This is a genomic window from Mesorhizobium sp. YC-39, from assembly GCF_025753795.1.
GTDB lineage: Bacteria > Pseudomonadota > Alphaproteobacteria > Rhizobiales > Rhizobiaceae > Mesorhizobium.
Genome location: NZ_JAOWPS010000003.1, coordinates 106,582 through 124,830 on the forward strand (window position 1 = coordinate 106,582; position 18,249 = coordinate 124,830).

Annotated in this window: 14 protein-coding genes and 1 tRNA gene; 2 read left to right on the forward strand and 13 right to left on the reverse strand. The window is 62.2% G+C overall.

Annotation, left to right across the window (positions count from 1 at the left end; genetic code table 11):
• Window positions 1–29: 29 nt before the first annotated feature.
• From fusA to rpsL, 3 genes are all read right to left on the reverse strand, one after another.
• Entirely contained in the window at window positions 30–2,120 is a 2,091-nt protein-coding gene (fusA, locus tag OHD62_RS17090) for an elongation factor G (RefSeq protein WP_263784040.1), read from the reverse strand.
• 29 nt (window positions 2,121–2,149) lie between these two features.
• On the reverse strand, window positions 2,150–2,620 hold the full coding sequence (rpsG, locus tag OHD62_RS17095) for a 30S ribosomal protein S7 (protein ID WP_008875664.1): 471 nt from the start codon (window positions 2,618–2,620) through the stop codon (window positions 2,150–2,152).
• Between the two features lie 63 nt (window positions 2,621–2,683).
• Entirely contained in the window at window positions 2,684–3,055 is a 372-nt protein-coding gene (rpsL, locus tag OHD62_RS17100) for a 30S ribosomal protein S12 (RefSeq protein WP_006333356.1), read from the reverse strand.
• A gap of 473 nt (window positions 3,056–3,528) precedes the next feature.
• On the opposite strand from rpsL, the gene OHD62_RS17105 reads away from it, so the two are divergent.
• Both OHD62_RS17105 and OHD62_RS17110 read left to right on the forward strand, forming a co-directional pair.
• Window positions 3,529–3,810, forward strand: coding sequence for a transcriptional regulator (locus tag OHD62_RS17105; protein ID WP_097577466.1), 282 nt, complete (start codon window positions 3,529–3,531; stop codon window positions 3,808–3,810).
• Window positions 3,811–3,943: 133 nt separating this feature from the next.
• Window positions 3,944–4,879: a Gfo/Idh/MocA family protein gene (locus OHD62_RS17110; protein ID WP_263784045.1), complete on the forward strand. Its 936-nt coding sequence runs from the start codon at window positions 3,944–3,946 to the stop codon at window positions 4,877–4,879.
• Window positions 4,880–4,927: 48 nt separating this feature from the next.
• On the opposite strand, the gene OHD62_RS17115 is transcribed toward OHD62_RS17110, so the two are convergent.
• The 10 genes from OHD62_RS17115 to OHD62_RS17160 all read right to left on the reverse strand — a co-directional run bounded on the left by OHD62_RS17115 (window position 4,928) and on the right by OHD62_RS17160 (window position 18,239).
• Window positions 4,928–5,593 carry an O-methyltransferase gene (locus OHD62_RS17115; protein WP_263784047.1) on the reverse strand — a complete coding sequence of 222 codons (666 nt, stop codon included), beginning with the start codon at window positions 5,591–5,593 and terminating at the stop codon, window positions 4,928–4,930.
• Between the two features lie 80 nt (window positions 5,594–5,673).
• A complete protein-coding gene (rpoC, locus tag OHD62_RS17120) occupies window positions 5,674–9,870 on the reverse strand; it encodes a DNA-directed RNA polymerase subunit beta' (RefSeq protein ID WP_263784048.1) in 4,197 nt (1,398 codons plus the stop codon).
• A gap of 136 nt (window positions 9,871–10,006) precedes the next feature.
• A complete protein-coding gene (gene rpoB / locus OHD62_RS17125; protein WP_263784049.1) occupies window positions 10,007–14,143 on the reverse strand; it encodes a DNA-directed RNA polymerase subunit beta in 4,137 nt (1,378 codons plus the stop codon).
• Window positions 14,144–14,399: 256 nt separating this feature from the next.
• Window positions 14,400–14,777 (reverse strand): 50S ribosomal protein L7/L12, encoded by a 378-nt coding sequence (gene rplL, locus OHD62_RS17130; protein WP_008875658.1) that lies wholly within the window; start codon window positions 14,775–14,777, stop codon window positions 14,400–14,402.
• Window positions 14,778–14,831: 54 nt separating this feature from the next.
• The gene (gene rplJ / locus OHD62_RS17135; protein WP_263784050.1) at window positions 14,832–15,350 is read right to left on the reverse strand and encodes a 50S ribosomal protein L10; all 519 of its coding nucleotides are present in this window, start codon (window positions 15,348–15,350) and stop codon (window positions 14,832–14,834) included.
• Between the two features lie 377 nt (window positions 15,351–15,727).
• Window positions 15,728–16,426, reverse strand: coding sequence for a 50S ribosomal protein L1 (gene rplA, locus OHD62_RS17140; protein ID WP_263784051.1), 699 nt, complete (start codon window positions 16,424–16,426; stop codon window positions 15,728–15,730).
• 4 nt (window positions 16,427–16,430) lie between these two features.
• Window positions 16,431–16,859 carry a 50S ribosomal protein L11 gene (gene rplK, locus OHD62_RS17145; protein WP_006202140.1) on the reverse strand — a complete coding sequence of 143 codons (429 nt, stop codon included), beginning with the start codon at window positions 16,857–16,859 and terminating at the stop codon, window positions 16,431–16,433.
• 172 nt (window positions 16,860–17,031) lie between these two features.
• The gene (gene nusG / locus OHD62_RS17150) at window positions 17,032–17,559 is read right to left on the reverse strand and encodes a transcription termination/antitermination protein NusG (protein WP_006333333.1); all 528 of its coding nucleotides are present in this window, start codon (window positions 17,557–17,559) and stop codon (window positions 17,032–17,034) included.
• A 27-nt stretch (window positions 17,560–17,586) separates the two neighbouring features.
• The gene (gene secE / locus OHD62_RS17155; RefSeq protein ID WP_107653084.1) at window positions 17,587–17,790 is read right to left on the reverse strand and encodes a preprotein translocase subunit SecE; all 204 of its coding nucleotides are present in this window, start codon (window positions 17,788–17,790) and stop codon (window positions 17,587–17,589) included.
• Between the two features lie 373 nt (window positions 17,791–18,163).
• Window positions 18,164–18,239 (reverse strand) — tRNA-Trp (locus OHD62_RS17160).
• Window positions 18,240–18,249 lie beyond the last annotated feature (10 nt).

Sequence of the window (18,249 nt, forward strand, 5' to 3'; positions counted from 1 at the left end):
AATTGCGTTACCGCGGCAGCTCTTTCGAGTTACGCGTATTTCTTTTGGACTTCCTGGGCGACCGCGGTCGGCACCGGCTCGTAATGGTCGAACTGCATCGTGTAAGCCGCACGGCCTTGGCTCATCGAGCGCAGGTTGTCGACGTACTTGAACATGTTGGCCAGCGGCACCATCGCGTTGATGACCACGGCCACGCCGCGGGCTTCCTGGCCCTGGATCTGGCCACGACGACCGTTCAGATCGCCAATGACGCTGCCGACATAGTCTTCCGGCGTCACCACCTCGACCTTCATGATCGGCTCGAGCAATTGCACGCCAAGCTTGGGCGCCGCTTCGCGGAAGCAGGCGCGGCCGGCGATTTCGAAGGCGAGCACCGAGGAGTCGACGTCGTGGTAGGCGCCGTCGATGAGCGTCGCCTTGACGCCGATCATCGGGAAGCCCGCGAACGGACCCGAGGTCATGACGCTGTTGATGCCCTTTTCGACGCCAGGGATGTATTCCTTCGGCACGGCACCGCCAACGATCTTCGATTCGAACTCGAATTCGCTGCTTTCCGGATTCGGCTCGAAGAGGAGCTTGACGCGGGCGAACTGACCGGTACCGCCGGTCTGCTTCTTGTGCGTGTAGTCCTGCTCGTGCTTGCGGGTGATCGTCTCGCGATAGGCCACCTGTGGCGCGCCGACATTGGCCTCGACCTTGAACTCGCGACGCATGCGGTCGACGATAATGTCGAGGTGAAGCTCACCCATGCCGGAGATGATGGTCTGGCCCGATTCCTCGTCGGTCTTGACGCGGAAGGACGGATCCTCGGCGGCCAGGCGGTGAAGGGCGAGGCCCATCTTCTCCTGGTCGTTCTTGGTCTTCGGCTCGATCGCGATCTGGATGACCGGGTCTGGGAATTCCATGCGCTCGAGGATGACCGGATGCAGCGGATCGCTGAGCGTGTCGCCGGTGGTCGTGTCCTTAAGACCGGCAAGAGCGACGATGTCGCCGGCAAAAGCCTCTTCGACGTCGGCGCGCGAATTCGCATGCATCTGCAGCATGCGGCCGATGCGCTCCTTCTTGCCCTTGACCGTGTTGTCGAGCGAAATGCCCTTGGTGAGCTTGCCCGAATAGATGCGGGCAAAGGTCAGCGAACCGACGAACGGGTCGTTCATGATCTTGAAGGCGAGCATCGACAGCGGCTCGTTGTCGTCGGCGTGACGCTCGATCTCGGCGTCGGTCTTGGCATCAACGCCCTTGATGGCTGGAACATCGGCCGGCGACGGCAGATATTCGACGACGGCGTCGAGCAGCGGCTGGACGCCCTTGTTCTTGAAGGCCGAGCCACAGAACATCGGATAGAACTTGACCGCGATGGTACCCTTGCGGATCAGCGCGCGGATCTCATCGTTGCTCGGCATCTTGCCTTCGAGGTAATTCTCAAGCGCCGTCTCGTCCATTTCGACGGCGGCCTCGATCATCTTCTCGCGATATTCCTCGGCACGGGCCTTGAGGTCGGCCGGGATCTCTACGACGTCCCAGGCAGCGCCCAGCGTTTCGTCGCGCCAGACCAGCGCGTTCATCTCAACGAGGTCGACGACGCCCTTGAACTCTGTCTCGGCGCCGATCGGCAGCTGCATGACGACGGCATGCGCACCGAGGCGCGAACCGATCATCTCGACCGAGCGGTAGAAGTCGGCGCCGATCTTGTCCATCTTGTTGCAGAAGATCATGCGCGGCACGCGGTACTTGTCGGCTTGGCGCCAGACGGTTTCCGTCTGCGGCTCAACACCGGCATTGGCATCGAGCAGCGCAATGGCGCCGTCGAGCACGCGCAGCGAACGCTCGACCTCAATGGTGAAGTCAACGTGGCCGGGGGTGTCGATAATGTTGAAGCGGTACATCTTGCCGTCACGACCCTTCCAGAAGGTCGTGGTTGCGGCCGACGTGATGGTGATGCCGCGTTCCTGTTCCTGCTCCATCCAGTCCATGGTGGCAGCGCCGTCATGGACTTCGCCGATCTTGTGCGACTTGCCCGTGTAATAGAGGACGCGCTCGGTGGTCGTCGTCTTGCCGGCGTCGATATGCGCCATGATACCGAAATTGCGGTAGTCTTCGATTTTATATTCGCGGGCCATCGTAGCTGCCTCTCAGTCTCGTTCGCGCTTTACCAGCGGTAGTGCGCGAAGGCGCGGTTGGCTTCTGCCATCTTGTGGGTGTCTTCACGCTTCTTGACGGCGGTGCCGCGGTTGTTGGCCGCGTCCATCAGCTCGCCAGAGAGGCGGTCGACCATGGTGGTCTCATTGCGGTTGCGGGCGGCAGCGATCAGCCAGCGGATGGCCAGCGCCTGACGGCGCTCGGGGCGCACGTCGACCGGAACCTGGTAGGTGGCGCCGCCGACGCGACGCGAACGCACTTCCACATGCGGCGCGACATTGTCGAGCGCCTGATGGAAGACGGTGACCGGCTCCTGCTTGGTCTTCGACTGGACCTGGTCGAGCGCGCCATAGACGATGGTCTCAGCAACCGACTTCTTGCCGTCATACATGACGGCGTTCATGAACTTGGTGACGATCAGATCGCCGAACTTCGGGTCCGGATTGATCTCACGCTTTTCTGCACTGTGACGACGGGACATGGCTTTTGTCTCTCAATCTCTCATAGCCCGGCGCAGTCAAAAAAGCGCCGAAGCCGGAAAACCTTACTTCGGACGCTTGGCACCGTATTTCGAACGGCGCTGCTTGCGGTTCTTCACGCCTTGCGTGTCGAGCACGCCGCGAATGATATGGTAGCGCACGCCCGGAAGATCCTTGACGCGGCCGCCGCGGATCATCACCACGGAGTGTTCCTGAAGGTTGTGGCCTTCGCCGGGGATGTAACCGATCACTTCAAAACCATTGGTCAGGCGGATCTTGGCCACCTTGCGCAGCGCCGAGTTCGGCTTCTTCGGCGTCGTGGTGTAGACGCGCGTACAGACGCCCCGCTTCTGCGGGTTCTGCTGCATGGCCGGGACCTTGTTGCGCTTCACCGGCGCAATGCGCGGCTTGCGGATCAGCTGGTTGACGGTAGGCATTAAACCCTCTTGTCTCTCAATTCCGTGTCTCGCCCGGTCAGGGCCGCTCAAAGCGTCATTTCCATACGCAAATTCGGGCCACAAACCGCGCCTCGCGGTCTTGCCCGAACAAATGGCAGAGGAAGCGGAGACCGCTTCATGCACGCCGGAAATGTCTTTTCGCTCGTAAAACGAACCCTGTTTGAGGCAAACTCCAAAGCGTGTCGCTTCGGAAGGGAGAGCCTCACATCGGTTCTGACTGGGCGGCTTCTACTCGCAAGCCTGTTGTCCGTCAACCCCGGAGCGCCAAATATTGCACGCCAACGAAGGCTTGGCAGCCATGCGAAAAACGCATGTAATTTTCTTTCGCCATTTTGCAAGAGCTGGGAAGAAAGTGACCGGGTTTTGGCTGTCATGCGGCCATGCTTCATGCGAAAAAGCGGCATGAACGGCGCAATCCCCTACCCGCCAAACCTATACAGAGGAATCGGTCCGTGAACGACAATGAGGAACGCCCGGTCACCATCATCACCGGCCGGGTGTGGAAAAGAAAAGGCGGCAAGCCGGAAGGCGTGCACGTCATGCTGGTCGCGCCCGACGACGATTCGGCGGTGCGGCGCACCCTCGAATCGCTTGCGGCCGAAGGCTATGCCGAGGCCGAGCTCGACCAGATCGGCGACATGGAGGGCGTCCCCGACGACGAGCCGCATCTGTCGGCCTACCAAGGCGCGCTCGAAGGCGAAGTCTCGATCGTCACCTTCGACGTGCCGCTCTGATGCAGAACCGATCTGGGCGGCAGGCAAGGGGCGAGCCGCTGCAGCAGCCGCCTGCGTCGAGGCTTGCCCGGCATCGGTTCTCTGCTAAGAACCAATCTCTGCTAGCAGCACCTTTCCAATCGCCGGAGCCCCCATGTCCAGGAATAACGACCCCATCAAGATCGGCATCGTCGGCGTGGGCAAGATCGTTCGCGACCAGCACCTTCCAACCCTGGCGAAGGACAAGGACTATCGTCTGACCGCTGCCGCCAGCCGGCACGGCAAGGTCGACGGCATTCCGAATTTTCCGACCGTCGAGGCGATGCTCGAGGCGGTGCCGGAGCTTGAGGCGGTATCGCTCTGCATGCCGCCGCAATTCCGCTACGATGCGGCGCGGACGGCGCTGGCGGCGAAGAAGCATGTCTTCCTGGAAAAGCCGCCGGGCGCCACAGTCAGCGAGGTCGAGGATCTGAAGACGCTGGCGGCGGCGAATGACGTTTCGCTGTTCGCCAGCTGGCACTCGCGCTATGCGCCGGCGGTCGAGGCCGCACGCGCTTTCCTCGGCTCGGCCAAAATCAAATCGGCCGCGATCGTCTGGAAGGAAGACGTCCGCCGCTGGCATCCGAACCAGGAATGGATCTGGGCGCCGGGCGGCTTCGGCGTCTTCGATCCCGGCATCAATGCACTGTCGATCGCGACCCACATCCTGCCGGCGATGTTCATCACGTCGGCGGTTTTGGATTTTCCCGAAAACCGCGCCTCCCCGGTCGCCGCTCACGTCACTTTCCGCACCTCCGATGGGTTGTCGGTGACGATGGAACTCGACTGGCTCCAGACCGGCCCACAGAGCTGGGACATCGTGGCCGAGACCGACAAGGGCCAGATGGTGCTTTCCGGCGGCGGCTCGAAGCTCGCCGTCGACGGCAAGGTCGTTCATGACGAGCCGGAAGCGGAATATCCGATGCTCTACAAGCGCTTTGCCGAGATCGTGCGCGCCGGAACCTCGGACGTCGACCTCGCCCCGCTCCAGCATGTCGCCGACGCCTTCATGCTCGGCAAGCGCAATGTGGTCGAGGCATTCTTCGATTGATCAGCGGGCGACGGCCGGATCGCAGGTCCGGCCGCTCCCCGCAAAAGTTCACTCGACGATCGCGATAGCAAAACCGTCATAGCCCTTGGCGCCGACTGTCTGGATGGCAGTGCCGTCCAGCCTCTTGTCACCGCCGATGAACGAGAACGCCGCGCGTGCGCCTTCGACATAGGCGTCACGGCCATCGTCATTAAGCACCGTGCCGTCGCGGATGACATTGTCACAGACGATGACCGTTCCCGGCCGCGACAGCCGCATGGCCCATGACAGATAGTTCGGGTTGTTCGGCTTATCGGCGTCGATGAAGATCAGGTCGAACGGACCGGCGTTTTCGCTGCCCAGCGCGGCGAGCGACTGAAGCGCCGGACCGGTGCGTAGGTCCACCCGGTCCGAGACCCCTGTCCGCTCGAAGTTCGACCGCGCGACCCTGGCATGATGCGGGTCGAGTTCGAGAGTCACGATCTTGCCGTCGGCGGGCAATCCCCTTGCCATCCAGATGGTCGAGTAGCCGCCAAGCGTGCCGACCTCCAGCACCTTCCTCGCGCCGCCGATGCGCACCAGAAGCGACAACAGCTTGCCTTGCGCGGCCGAGACGTCGATGGCCGGCAGACCCTCGTCGCGGTTTGCCGCGAGCACCGCGTCAAGCACGGGGTCCGCTTCGAAGAGAGAGGAAACGATGTAGTCGTCGACCGCCGTCCAAATCTTCTTGCTCATGTCCTTCTCGATCTGATGAGGAACCAAAATGCGAAAAGGGGCCGCTTGGGCCCCTTTCCTTCTTCTCTTTCATCCCGCGCTTACTGCGCGGCGGTGACCATGTCGGTCAGCATCGGCTCGGCGACCTCGACGCCCGAGGCCTTGCGGCGCTCGTCGATGATGAGCTCGTCGCGCGAGGTGGCGATGCGCCGGATCGCGCTCATCGTGCCGCCGGTGCCGGCCGGGATCAGCCGGCCGACGATGACGTTTTCCTTCAGGCCCTGCAGCATGTCGGTCTTGCCGGCAACCGCAGCTTCGGTGAGCACCCTGGTCGTCTCCTGGAAGGAGGCGGCCGAGATGAAGGACGGCGTCTGCAGCGAGGCCTTGGTGATGCCCAAGAGCACCGGCTGGCCTTCGGCCGGCTTCTTGCCGTCCTCGATCAGGCGCTCGTTGACCTCTTCCAACTCGATCACGTCGACGTGGTCGCCCGGGATGTAGGTCGAATCGCCCTGCGTGGTGATCTCGACCTTCTGCAGCATCTGGCGAACGATCACCTCGATGTGCTTGTCGTTGATCGACACGCCCTGCAGGCGGTAGACCTCCTGGATCTCGTTAACGAGGTAGGAGGCAAGCGCCTCCACGCCCTTGATCGCCAGGATGTCGTGCGGCGCCGGATTGCCGTCGAGGATGTAGTCGCCCTTCTCGATGACGTCGCCGTCCTGGAGATGGAACGGCTTGCCCTTCGGGATCAGGTATTCGACCGGCTCAAGCGTCGAGTCATGCGGCTCGATGATGATGCGGCGCTTGTTCTTGTAGTCGCGGCCGAAGCGGATCGTACCGTCGATCTCGGCGATGATGGCGTGATCCTTCGGACGGCGTGCCTCGAACAGTTCGGCAACACGCGGCAGACCGCCGGTGATGTCCTTAGTCTTGGCGCTTTCCATCGGAATACGCGCCAACACGTCGCCGGGCTTCACATGCGCACCCGGCTCGACCGAAAGAATGGCCTCGACCGAGAGCAGGAAGCGGGCGTCGCCGCCCTTCGACAGCTTGCCGACCTTGCCCTTGGCGTCCTGGACGACGATCGCCGGCTTCAAGTCGTTGCCGCGTGGCGTCGAGCGCCAGTCGATGACCTCGCGCTTGGTGATGCCGGTCGATTCGTCGGCCGTTTCCTGAACGGAAATGCCGTCGACCAGATCCTCGAACGCCACCTTGCCCTCGATTTCGGTGAGGATCGGGCGGGTATAAGGATCCCACTCGGCGATGCGCTGGCCGCGCTTCACCTTGTCGCCATCGTCCACGAAGATGCGCGAACCATAGGTGACGCGGTGCGTGGCGCGCTCCTTGCCGGCTTCGTCGAGGATCAGGACCGCCATGTTGCGACCCATGACCATCTGCTGGCCGTCGGAGTTGCGCACCACGTTGCGGTTACGGATCTCGACCTTGCCCTCATACGAGGCTTCAAGGAACGAGCTATCCACCACCTGCGCCGTGCCGCCCATATGGAAGGTACGCATGGTGAGCTGGGTGCCCGGCTCGCCGATCGACTGCGCCGCGATGACGCCGACGGCTTCGCCCTGGTTGACCGGGGTGCCGCGCGCCAGGTCGCGTCCGTAGCAGACCGCGCAGACGCCGACCCTGACCTCGCAGGTCAGCGCCGAGCGGATGCGGACCGACTGCACGCCGGCCTTTTCGATCTGCTCAACGTCGCGCTCATCCATCAACGTTCCGGCCTTGACCAGAACCTCGCCCGACACCGGATGAGTGATGTCGTCGAGCGACGTACGACCGAGAACGCGCTGGCCGACGGAAGCGACGACCTGGCCGGCATCGACGATCGGCTGCATGGTGAGGCCCTTGTCGGTGCCGCAGTCGAGCGAGTTGACGATGCAGTCCTGCGCCACGTCGACCAGACGACGGGTGAGGTAACCCGAGTTCGCCGTCTTCAAGGCGGTGTCGGCCAGACCCTTGCGGGCGCCGTGGGTCGAGTTGAAGTACTCGAGCACGGTCAGGCCTTCCTTGAAGTTCGAGATGATCGGCGTCTCGATGATTTCACCAGACGGCTTGGCCATCAGGCCGCGCATGCCGGCGAGCTGGCGCATCTGGGTGGGCGAGCCGCGCGCACCGGAGTGCGACATCATGTAGATCGAGTTCATCGGCTTTTGACGGCCATTGTCCTCGAACTCGACCGCCTTGATGCGGGCCATCATCTCGTCGGCGACCTTTTCCGAGCACTTGGCCCAGGCGTCGACGACCTTGTTGTACTTCTCGCCCTGCGTAATCAGGCCGTCATTGTACTGCTGCTCGTATTCCTTGGCCAAGGCCTCGGTGTCGGAGACCAGCTTGATCTTGGCGTCCGGGATCAGCATGTCGTCCTTGCCGAACGAGATGCCGGCGCGGCAAGCGTGGCTGAAGCCGAGGGCCATGATGCGGTCGCAGAAAATGACCGTCTCCTTCTGACCGCAATGGCGGTAGACGGTGTCGATCATCTTGGAGATGTTCTTCTTGGTCATCTCCTGGTTGGCCGTCTCGTAAGGCACGTTGACGTTCTTCGGCAAAAGTTCGCCGATGATCATGCGGCCGGGCGTGGTGTCATGGATCTTCGACACGACATTGCCTTCGGCGTCGACCGTGCGGAAGCGGCCCTTGATCTTGGCGTGCAGCGTGACCGCCTTGGTCTCCAGCGCATGCTGGAGTTCGCCCATGTCGGCAAACACCATGCCTTCGCCCGGCTCGTTCTGATTGACGATCGAGAGATAGTAGAGACCGAGAACCATGTCCTGCGACGGCACGATGATCGGCGCGCCGGAAGCCGGGTGCAGGATGTTGTTGGTCGACATCATCAGCACGCGGGCTTCCAATTGCGCTTCCAGCGACAGCGGCACGTGAACCGCCATCTGGTCGCCATCGAAGTCGGCGTTGAAGGCCGTGCAGACCAGCGGGTGCAGCTGGATCGCCTTGCCTTCGATCAAGATCGGCTCGAACGCCTGGATGCCGAGGCGGTGCAGCGTCGGCGCGCGGTTCAACAGCACCGGATGCTCGCGGATGACCTCGTCGAGGATATCCCAGACCTCCGGACGCTCCTTCTCGACCAGCTTCTTGGCCTGCTTGACGGTCGAGGAATAACCCTTGGCGTCGAGGCGGGCGTAGATGAAGGGCTTGAACAGTTCGAGCGCCATCTTCTTCGGCAGGCCGCACTGGTGCAGCTTGAGCTCCGGACCGGTCACGATGACCGAGCGGCCGGAATAGTCGACGCGCTTGCCGAGCAGGTTCTGGCGGAACCGGCCCTGCTTGCCCTTGAGCATGTCGGACAGCGACTTCAGCGGACGCTTGTTGGCGCCGGTGATGACCCGGCCGCGGCGGCCGTTGTCGAACAGCGCATCGACGGCTTCCTGCAGCATGCGCTTTTCATTGCGCACGATGATGCCGGGGGCGCGCAGCTCGATCAGCCGCTTCAGGCGGTTGTTGCGGTTGATGACGCGGCGATAGAGATCGTTGAGGTCGGACGTGGCGAAGCGGCCGCCGTCCAGCGGGACAAGCGGGCGCAGGTCCGGCGGGATCACCGGAACCACCTTCATGATCATCCATTCCGGACGGTTGCCGGACTCCATGAAGTTCTCGACGACCTTGAGCCGCTTCAGATACTTCTTCTGCTTCAGCTCGGACGTGGTCGAAGCCAGCTCCGAACGCAGGTCGCCGGCGATCTTCTCCAGATCCATGCCGGCCAGAAGGTCGTGAATGGCCTCAGCGCCGATCATGGCGGTGAAGCTATCCTCGCCATATTCGTCGACGGCGAGCATGTACTCTTCCTCGCTGAGGAGCTGGTGCTCCTTCAGCGCGGTGAGGCCGGGCTCGGTGACGATGTAGTTCTCGAAGTAGAGAACGCGCTCGATGTCCTTCAGCGTCATGTCGAGCAGCGTGCCGATGCGCGAGGGCAGCGACTTCAGGAACCAGATATGGGCCACCGGCGCAGCGAGCTCGATATGGCCCATGCGCTCGCGACGGACGCGCGACAGCGTGACTTCGACGCCGCACTTCTCGCAGATGACGCCCTTGTACTTCATGCGCTTGTACTTGCCGCACAGGCACTCATAGTCCTTGATCGGGCCGAAAATGCGCGCGCAGAACAGGCCGTCACGCTCCGGCTTGAAGGTGCGGTAGTTGATGGTCTCCGGCTTCTTGATCTCGCCGAACGACCAGGACAGAATCTTCTCAGGGCTGGCGAGCGAAATCCGGATGGAATCGAACACCTGCGCCGGCGCCTGTGGATTGAAGAGATTCATGACCTCTTGGTTCATGCCGTTCTCCTTTTCGGGGTCCTCGAAAACCCCTTGCATCTAGCGCGGGCCAAACGCCCGCCGACTTGATCGGCCATCGGCCGAAGAATTGGTGCGACCTCTCGCGGGAGCCTTCTCCCGCGAGAGGTCGTCTTGTTTACTCGGCCGCGTCGGGCAGCCGGACAGGGTTGTCGTCGAGCTTGGTGTTCTCCAGTTCGACATTGAGGCCGAGAGACCGCATTTCCTTGACCAGAACGTTGAAGCTCTCGGGAATGCCGGCCTCGAACGTGTCGTCGCCTCTGACGATCGCCTCGTAGACCTTGGTGCGGCCGGCGACGTCGTCCGACTTCACCGTCAGCATCTCCTGCAGCGTGTAGGCGGCACCGTACGCCTCGAGCGCCCAGACCTCCATTTCGCCGAAGCGCTGGCCGCCGAACTGCGCCTTGCCACCCAGCGGCTGCTGGGTAACGAGCGAGTACGGTCCGATCGAACGCGCGTGGATCTTGTCGTCCACAAGATGGTGAAGCTTGAGCATATATATGTAGCCCATCGTCACCTTACGATCGAACGGCTCGCCGGTACGTCCGTCATAGAGCTGCGACTGACCGCTGGTGTGCAGGCCCGCCTGCTCCAGCATGATGTTGATGTCAGCCTCGTGCGCGCCGTCGAACACCGGTGTCGCGATGGAGACACCGCGACGCATCTGCTCGCTGAGGCGAACGATGCTCTCGTCGTCATATTCGCGGATCGGCTCGTTGCGGTCATTGGCCGGCATGAAGCTCTCGAGCGTCTTGCGCAGCGGCTTGATGTCGCCGGCCGTCTTGTACGCGTCGATGAGATCGCCGATCTTCCTGCCCATTCCGGCGCAAGCCCAGCCCAGATGCGTTTCCAGGATCTGGCCGACATTCATGCGGCTCGGCACACCCAGCGGGTTGAGCACGATATCGGCATGCGTGCCATCCTCGAGGAAAGGCATGTCCTCGACCGGAACGATCCGCGACACGACACCCTTGTTGCCGTGCCGGCCAGCCATCTTGTCGCCAGGCTGCATCTTGCGCTTCACGGCCACGAAGACCTTGACCATCTTCATGACGCCCGGAGGCATTTCGTCGCCGCGCTGCACCTTCTCGACCTTGTCCATGAAGCGCTGTTCGAGCGCCTTCTTGGAATCGTCGTACTGGCCACGCAGCGCTTCCAGTTCGCTCTGGAGCTTTTCGTTCTCCACGGCAAACTGCCACCACTGCGAACGCGGATACTCGTCCAGCGTGTCCTTCGACAGCTTCGAGCCCTTCTTGAACCCCTTCGGCCCGGCAATCGCTTCCTTGCCGACGAGAACGTCGGACAGGCGCGAATAGACGTTGCGGTCGAGGATCGCCTGCTCGTCGTCGCGGTCCTTGGCGAGGCGTTCGATCTCCTCGCGCTCGATCGCCATGGCACGCTCGTCCTTCTCGACGCCGTGACGGTTGAAGACGCGTACTTCGACGACGGTGCCGAAAGTGCCCGGAGGCATGCGCATGGAGGTGTCGCGCACGTCAGACGCCTTTTCGCCGAAGATGGCGCGCAGCAGCTTTTCTTCCGGTGTCATCGGGCTTTCGCCCTTCGGCGTGATCTTGCCGACCAGGATGTCGCCCGGCTGCACTTCCGCGCCGATATAGACGATGCCGGCTTCGTCGAGGTTCTTCAGCGCTTCTTCCGACACGTTCGGGATGTCGCGCGTGATTTCCTCCGGGCCGAGCTTGGTATCGCGCGCCATGACCTCGAACTCCTCGATGTGGATCGAGGTGAAGACGTCATCGGCGACGATGCGCTCGGACAAGAGGATGGAGTCCTCGTAGTTGTAGCCGTTCCACGGCATGAACGCGACCAGCACGTTGCGGCCGAGCGCCAGATCGCCAAGCTCGGTCGATGGACCGTCGGCGATGATGTCGCCCTTGTTGACCCGGTCGCCCATACGCACCAGCGGACGTTGGTTGATGCAGGTGTTCTGGTTCGAACGCTGGAACTTCATCAGCCGGTAGATGTCGACGCCGGACTTGCCGGGATCGAGATCTTCCGTGGCGCGAATGACGATACGCGTCGCGTCCACCTGGTCGACGACGCCGCCGCGACGAGCACCGATGGCGGCGCCCGAGTCACGGGCGACGATCGGCTCCATGCCGGTGCCGACGAACGGCGCCTCGGCGCGCACCAGCGGCACGGCTTGACGCTGCATGTTCGAGCCCATCAGCGCACGGTTGGCGTCGTCATTCTCGAGGAACGGGATCAGGGCAGCTGCCACCGACACCATCTGCTTTGGCGAGACGTCCATCAGATCGACGTTTTCGCGCGGCGCCATCATCACTTCGCCGGCGTTACGGCAAATGACGAATTCGTCGACGAAACCACCGTTCTTGTCGAGCTCGGCATTGGCCTGCGCGACGTGGTGCTTGGCCTCTTCCATCGCCGAGAGATAGACGACTTCATTGGTCAGCTTGCCGTTGACGATCTTGCGGTACGGGCTCTCGATGAAGCCGTACTTGTTGACGCGCGCAAACGTGGCCAGCGAGTTGATCAGGCCGATATTCGGGCCTTCCGGCGTCTCGATCGGGCAGATGCGGCCGTAATGCGTCGGGTGCACGTCGCGCACCTCGAAGCCGGCGCGCTCGCGGGTCAGACCGCCCGGTCCAAGCGCCGAAAGGCGGCGCTTGTGGGTGATCTCAGACAGCGGGTTGGTCTGATCCATGAACTGCGACAGCTGCGAGGAACCGAAGAACTCGCGCACGGCGGCGGCCGCCGGCTTGGCGTTGATCAGGTCCTGCGGCATCACCGTGTCGATCTCGATCGAGGACATACGCTCCTTGATCGCGCGCTCCATGCGCAGCAGGCCGACGCGGTACTGGTTTTCCATCAGCTCGCCGACCGAGCGCACGCGGCGATTGCCGAGATTGTCGATGTCGTCGATCTCACCCTTGCCGTCGCGCAGTTCGACCAGCGTCTTGACCACGGCCAGGATGTCGTCCTTGCGCAACACGCGCACGGTATCCTCGGCCTTGAGCTCGAGGCGCATGTTCATCTTGACGCGGCCGACGGCCGACAAATCATAGCGCTCGCTGTCGAAGAACAGCGAGTTGAACATGGCTTCGGCGGTCTCGAGTGTCGGCGGCTCGCCGGGGCGCATGACGCGGTAGATGTCGAACAGCGCGTCCTGGCGGCTCTCGTTCTTGTCGACGTTGAGCGTGTTGCGGATATAGGCGCCGACATTGACGTGGTCGATGTCGAGAACCTTGATCTCGTCCTCGCCGGTGCCGAGCAGCACCTTCAGGGTCTTTTCGTCGATCTCGTCGCCGGCTTCGAGGAAGATCTCGCCGGTGGCGTAGTTGACGATATCCTCGGCAAGATAGTTGCCGAGCAGATCCTCGTCTGTCGCCTTGATCGCCTTCAGACCCTTTTCGCCCAGCGCCCTGGCCTGGCGGGCAGTGATCTTCTTGCCCGCCTCGACGACGACTTCGCCGGTGTCGGCATCGACCAGGTCACCGACGGCCTTGAGGCCGCGGAAACGCTCGACGTTGAAGGGAATGCGCCAGTGGTCGCCGGCGCGCTTGTAGGTGATCTTGTTATAGAAGGTCGACAGGATCTCCTCGCCGTCCATGCCGAGCGCCATCAGCAGCGACGTCACCGGAATCTTGCGGCGGCGATCGATGCGGGCGTGCACGACGTCCTTCGAGTCGAATTCGATGTCGAGCCAGGAGCCGCGATAAGGAATGACGCGCGCGGCAAACAAAAGCTTGCCGGACGAGTGCGACTTGCCCTTATCATGGTCGAAGAAGACGCCCGGCGAACGGTGCATCTGCGAGACGATGACGCGCTCGGTGCCGTTGACGATGAAGGTGCCGTTCAAGGTCATGAGCGGCATGTCGCCCATGTAGACGTCCTGCTCCTTGATGTCCTTGATCGACTTCGCGCCGGTATCCTCGTCGATATCGAACACGATGAGGCGCAGCGTCACCTTCAGCGGCGCGGCATAAGTCAGGTCGCGCTGACGGCATTCGTCAACGTCGAATTTCGGTCCTTCGAACTCGTACTTTACGAACTCCAGCATCGAGGAGCCGGAAAAATCGGAGATCGGGAAGACCGACTTGAAAACGGCCTGCAGTCCCTCGTCAGGACGCCCGCCCTTGGGCTCGTCCACCATCAGGAACTGGTCATAGGATGCCTTCTGAACCTCGATCAGGTTCGGCATCTCCGCAACTTCCGGGATCTTTCCGAAGAACTTGCGTACGCGTCTGCGGCCATTGAAAGTCTGGGTCTGGGCCATCGTCGCTCCTTAGCTCTAAACTCGGGACGAACCTCGCCGCGGTTCGCCTTGCATTCTCGGCCACCTCGGCGGCGGCCTTTCAATCAGCTCTCCGGCCGCCTGTCGGCGGTCGGCTAAAACGGGAGAAAACCCGTTTCCTGAAGGCCGTTTTCCGGCCCTCAGGAAAGAGGTTTTCGTACATCTCGCGTTACGCGGCCTCCCCTCACACGAAGGGAGTGGCGGACGGCGCGAGGCCGCCCGCCTCTTTAGACAACGCTTACTTCAAGTCGACCTTGGCGCCGGCAGCTTCGAGCTGCGCCTTGAACTTGTCGGCGTCGGCCTTGGAAACGCCTTCCTTGACCGGCTTCGGAGCCGCTTCGACCAGGTCCTTGGCTTCCTTGAGGCCAAGACCGGTGATGGCGCGGACTTCCTTGATGACGTTGATCTTCTGGGCGCCCGCCTCGGTGAGGACGACGTCGAATTCCGTCTTTTCCTCGGCCGGAGCAGCAGCGGCCGCAGCACCGCCGGCAGCGGCAACCGCCACCGGAGCAGCGGCGGAAACGCCCCACTTTTCTTCCAGAAGCTTCGACAGCTCGGCCGCCTCGAGGACGGTCAGCTTCGAAAGGTCGTCTACGATCTTTGCCAGATCAGCCATTTGAATATTCCTTCATAAGGTTCGAACGTGTGTTTGTGATAGCGAGGAACGGCCTCATGCCGCCTCGTCCTTCCGGGCGTAAGCGCCGATGACGCGCGCGACCGAAGCCGCAGGCGCATTGACGATCTGGGCGATCCGGGTTGCCGGCGTGGCGATCATGCCAACCAGCCTGGCGCGCAACTCATCGAGCGACGGAAGTGTGGCGAGTGCCTTCACACCGTCGGCGTTGAGCGAGGTGGTGCCCATTGCGCCGCCGAGAATGACGAGCTTGTCATTTCCCTTGGCGAAATCGGACGCGACCTTCGGCGCCGCAATCGGATCCTCCGAATAAGCGATCAGCGTCTGTCCCTTGAACAGATCGATGATCGATGCGGAGTCCGTGCCCTGAAGAGCGATTTTGGCGAGACGGTTCTTCGCGACTTTGACGGTGCCACCGGCGGCGCGCATTTTCGACCTGAGGTCGTTCATTTGCGCGACGGTGATACCGGCGTAGTGGGCCACGACGACTGAACCAGCGCTTGAAAACGCATCATTCAGGCCCGTGACGAGTTCGCGTTTTTCCGCTCTGTCCACTGCCTATCTCCAGTTGACCCCTGCCCTTTTCACGAGGACAGGCGTCGGGTTGCCTTTTGCCGGCCGGGCCATCCAGTAACGGATCTCCCGAACGACGCTCGAGGATCCTGCCCCCTTTCGCCACATCTACGGCCAAGCCGGCGATGCGCAGACAAAAGGCAAACACGGTTCGAACCTTTCATTGGAGCTTGTGGCTCCGTTGTCCGGTCTTCACCCGTCTCATGCAGGCCTACATGAATTAAGGCTTTAGGGCCGCCTGCAATCTCGGACAGGATGTCCGGAAGCCTTCCGACTTCCGGTACCGGGCCGCCGACAGGTCGGAGGCCCGGAATTCTTTTTCGGATCAGTCCTTTAGGGTCCGATCCTGGTAATTCGTATCAGGACGCTGCGAGCGTCGAGACGTCGAGCTTGAGGCCCGGGCCCATCGTCGAGGTGACCGACACCTTCTTGACGTAGTTGCCCTTGGCGCCAGCAGGCTTTGCCTTGTTCACCGCGTCAGTGAAGGCGCGGACGTTTTCTTCCAGCGCCTTGACGTCGAACGAGACCTTGCCGACGCCAGCCTGAACGATGCCGGCCTTCTCGACGCGGAACTCGACGGCGCCGCCCTTCGATGCCTTGACGGCGGCGGCAACGTCGGTGGTGACGGTGCCGACCTTAGGGTTCGGCATCATGCCGCGCGGGCCGAGCACCTTGCCCAGACGGCCGACCAGCGGCATCATGTCCGGCGTAGCGATGCAGCGATCGAAGTCGATCGTGCCCTTCTGGACGATCTCGACCAGATCCTCGGCGCCAACGATATCAGCGCCGGCGGCCTTGGCTTCCTCGGCCTTGTCGCCACGTGCGAACACGGCGACGCGGACCGAGCGGCCGGTGCCGTTCGGCAGGTTGACCACGCCGCGGACCATCTGGTCGGCATGGCGCGGGTCGACGCCGAGGTTCATGGCGACTTCGATGGTCTCGTCGAACTTCACCGAGGAACGATCCTTGAGCAGCTTCAGCGCTTCACTCAGCGCATAAGCCTTGTTGGGATCAATGCCCTCGCGGGTCTTCGATACGCGTTTTGCAATCTTTGCCATGATCTCAGCCCACCACTTCCAGGCCCATCGAACGGGCGGAGCCCTCGACCATGCGCATGGCCGCCTCGACGTCGTTGGCGTTCAAATCCTTCATCTTCTGCTCGGCGATGGCGCGCACCTTGTCGCGGCCGATCGTGCCGGCCTTGACCTTGCCCGGCTCCTTCGAGCCCGACTTCAGGTTCGCGGCCTTCTTCAGGAAGTAGCTCACCGGCGGCGTCTTCATGACGAAGGTGAACGACTTGTCCTGGTAGTAGGTGATGACGACCGGGATCGGCGAGCCCTTTTCCATTTCCTGGGTCTGCGCGTTGAACGCCTTGCAGAACTCCATGATGTTGATGCCGCGCTGACCAAGCGCCGGGCCGATCGGGGGCGACGGCGTAGCCGAGCCCGCGGCAACCTGGAGCTTGAGCTGGCCTGCAACTTTCTTAGCCATCTCTATTCCTGCCTTTTCTCATGCCGGCCCCACTATCGGGGAAACACCGGCGGTTGCAGTCTGGTGGTGCGGTTCGCGCGGCCGGCTAAAGCCACATTCGCCTCCCACCCGTTCCGGCCGCGCGATTTTCCGCGCCGCCTCCCCTGCCGCCAGCGGCGGCAAGGATTTCGGATCAGCCCTTTTCGACCTGTCCGAATTCGAGATCGACGGGCACAGCGCGCCCGAAGATCGAAACTTCCACCTTGAGCCGCGCCCGCTCCTCGTCCACTTCCTGGACGAAACCGTTGAACGAGGCGAACGGACCATCCGAAACACGGATCGCCTCGCCGATCTCGAACGTGACCGAGGGCTTGGGCCGCTCGACGCCTTCCTGCACCTGGTTCAGGATGCGCTGGGCCTCGGCTTCGGTGATCGGCACCGGCTTCGAGTCGCCCAGGAAGCCGGTGACCTTCGGCGTGTTCTTCACCAGCGAGAACACCGCATCGGTCAAATTGGCCTTCAACAGCACATAGCCCGGGAAGAACTTGCGCTCGGCATCGACCTTACGACCGCGGCGGATCTCGACAACCTTCTCGGTCGGCACCACGATCTGCTCGATGTCGGCGGACAGGCCCTTCTGCTTGGCCTTGTTCTCGATATCCTCGGCGACCTTCTTTTCAAAGTTCGAATAGGCGTGGACGATGTACCACCGCGCAGTCATCTCAAGACTTCTCCGTAATCGCCGGACTTAGCGTCCAATGCCCAGAATCTGCTCGACCGCGATGCCCATGAGCTGATCGGCGGTGAAGAAAAAGATCATCGCGATCAGAGCGAACGCCAGGACCATTACCGTCGAGATCATCGTTTCGCGGCGCGACGGCCAAGTCACCTTGGCGGTCTCCGAGCGAACCTGCTGGAGAAAGACGAAAGGATTTGTGGTTTTCGAAGCCATGTGCCGCTCTGTCTTCAAGACCCGTTGACCGGATCTCCTGGATGATCCCGCTGGCCGGGACGTGCCGCCTGAGCGTCATGGCCGCGCCGAATCAGCGCAATCATTTCGCCCATGCAAATCGGACGCGTAAAGCCGGCTTCCCAGCTCCACGCGTCGCGTGTCTGTTCTGTCTACATAAAACCGATTCTTGATCCACGCAAGTGGCAAGTGTCCGCTTTATGACCAAGCGCCGCCTCGGAACCATCCAGTCGTCCCGTCCCGGCTATAGGGCTCTTATGCCCCAACTCTGCCTATATGGCAAGTCGCCAGCCGATTTTCAAAGGCCGGCGCGTTGAAACCAGGCTTTTTCGAGAAAGTTGCCATTTCGCAGAAATGGCACGGGCAGCAGGGCTCGAACCTACGACCTGCGGTTTTGGAGACCGCCGCTCTACCAACTGAGCTATGCCCGTATTCGTGCGC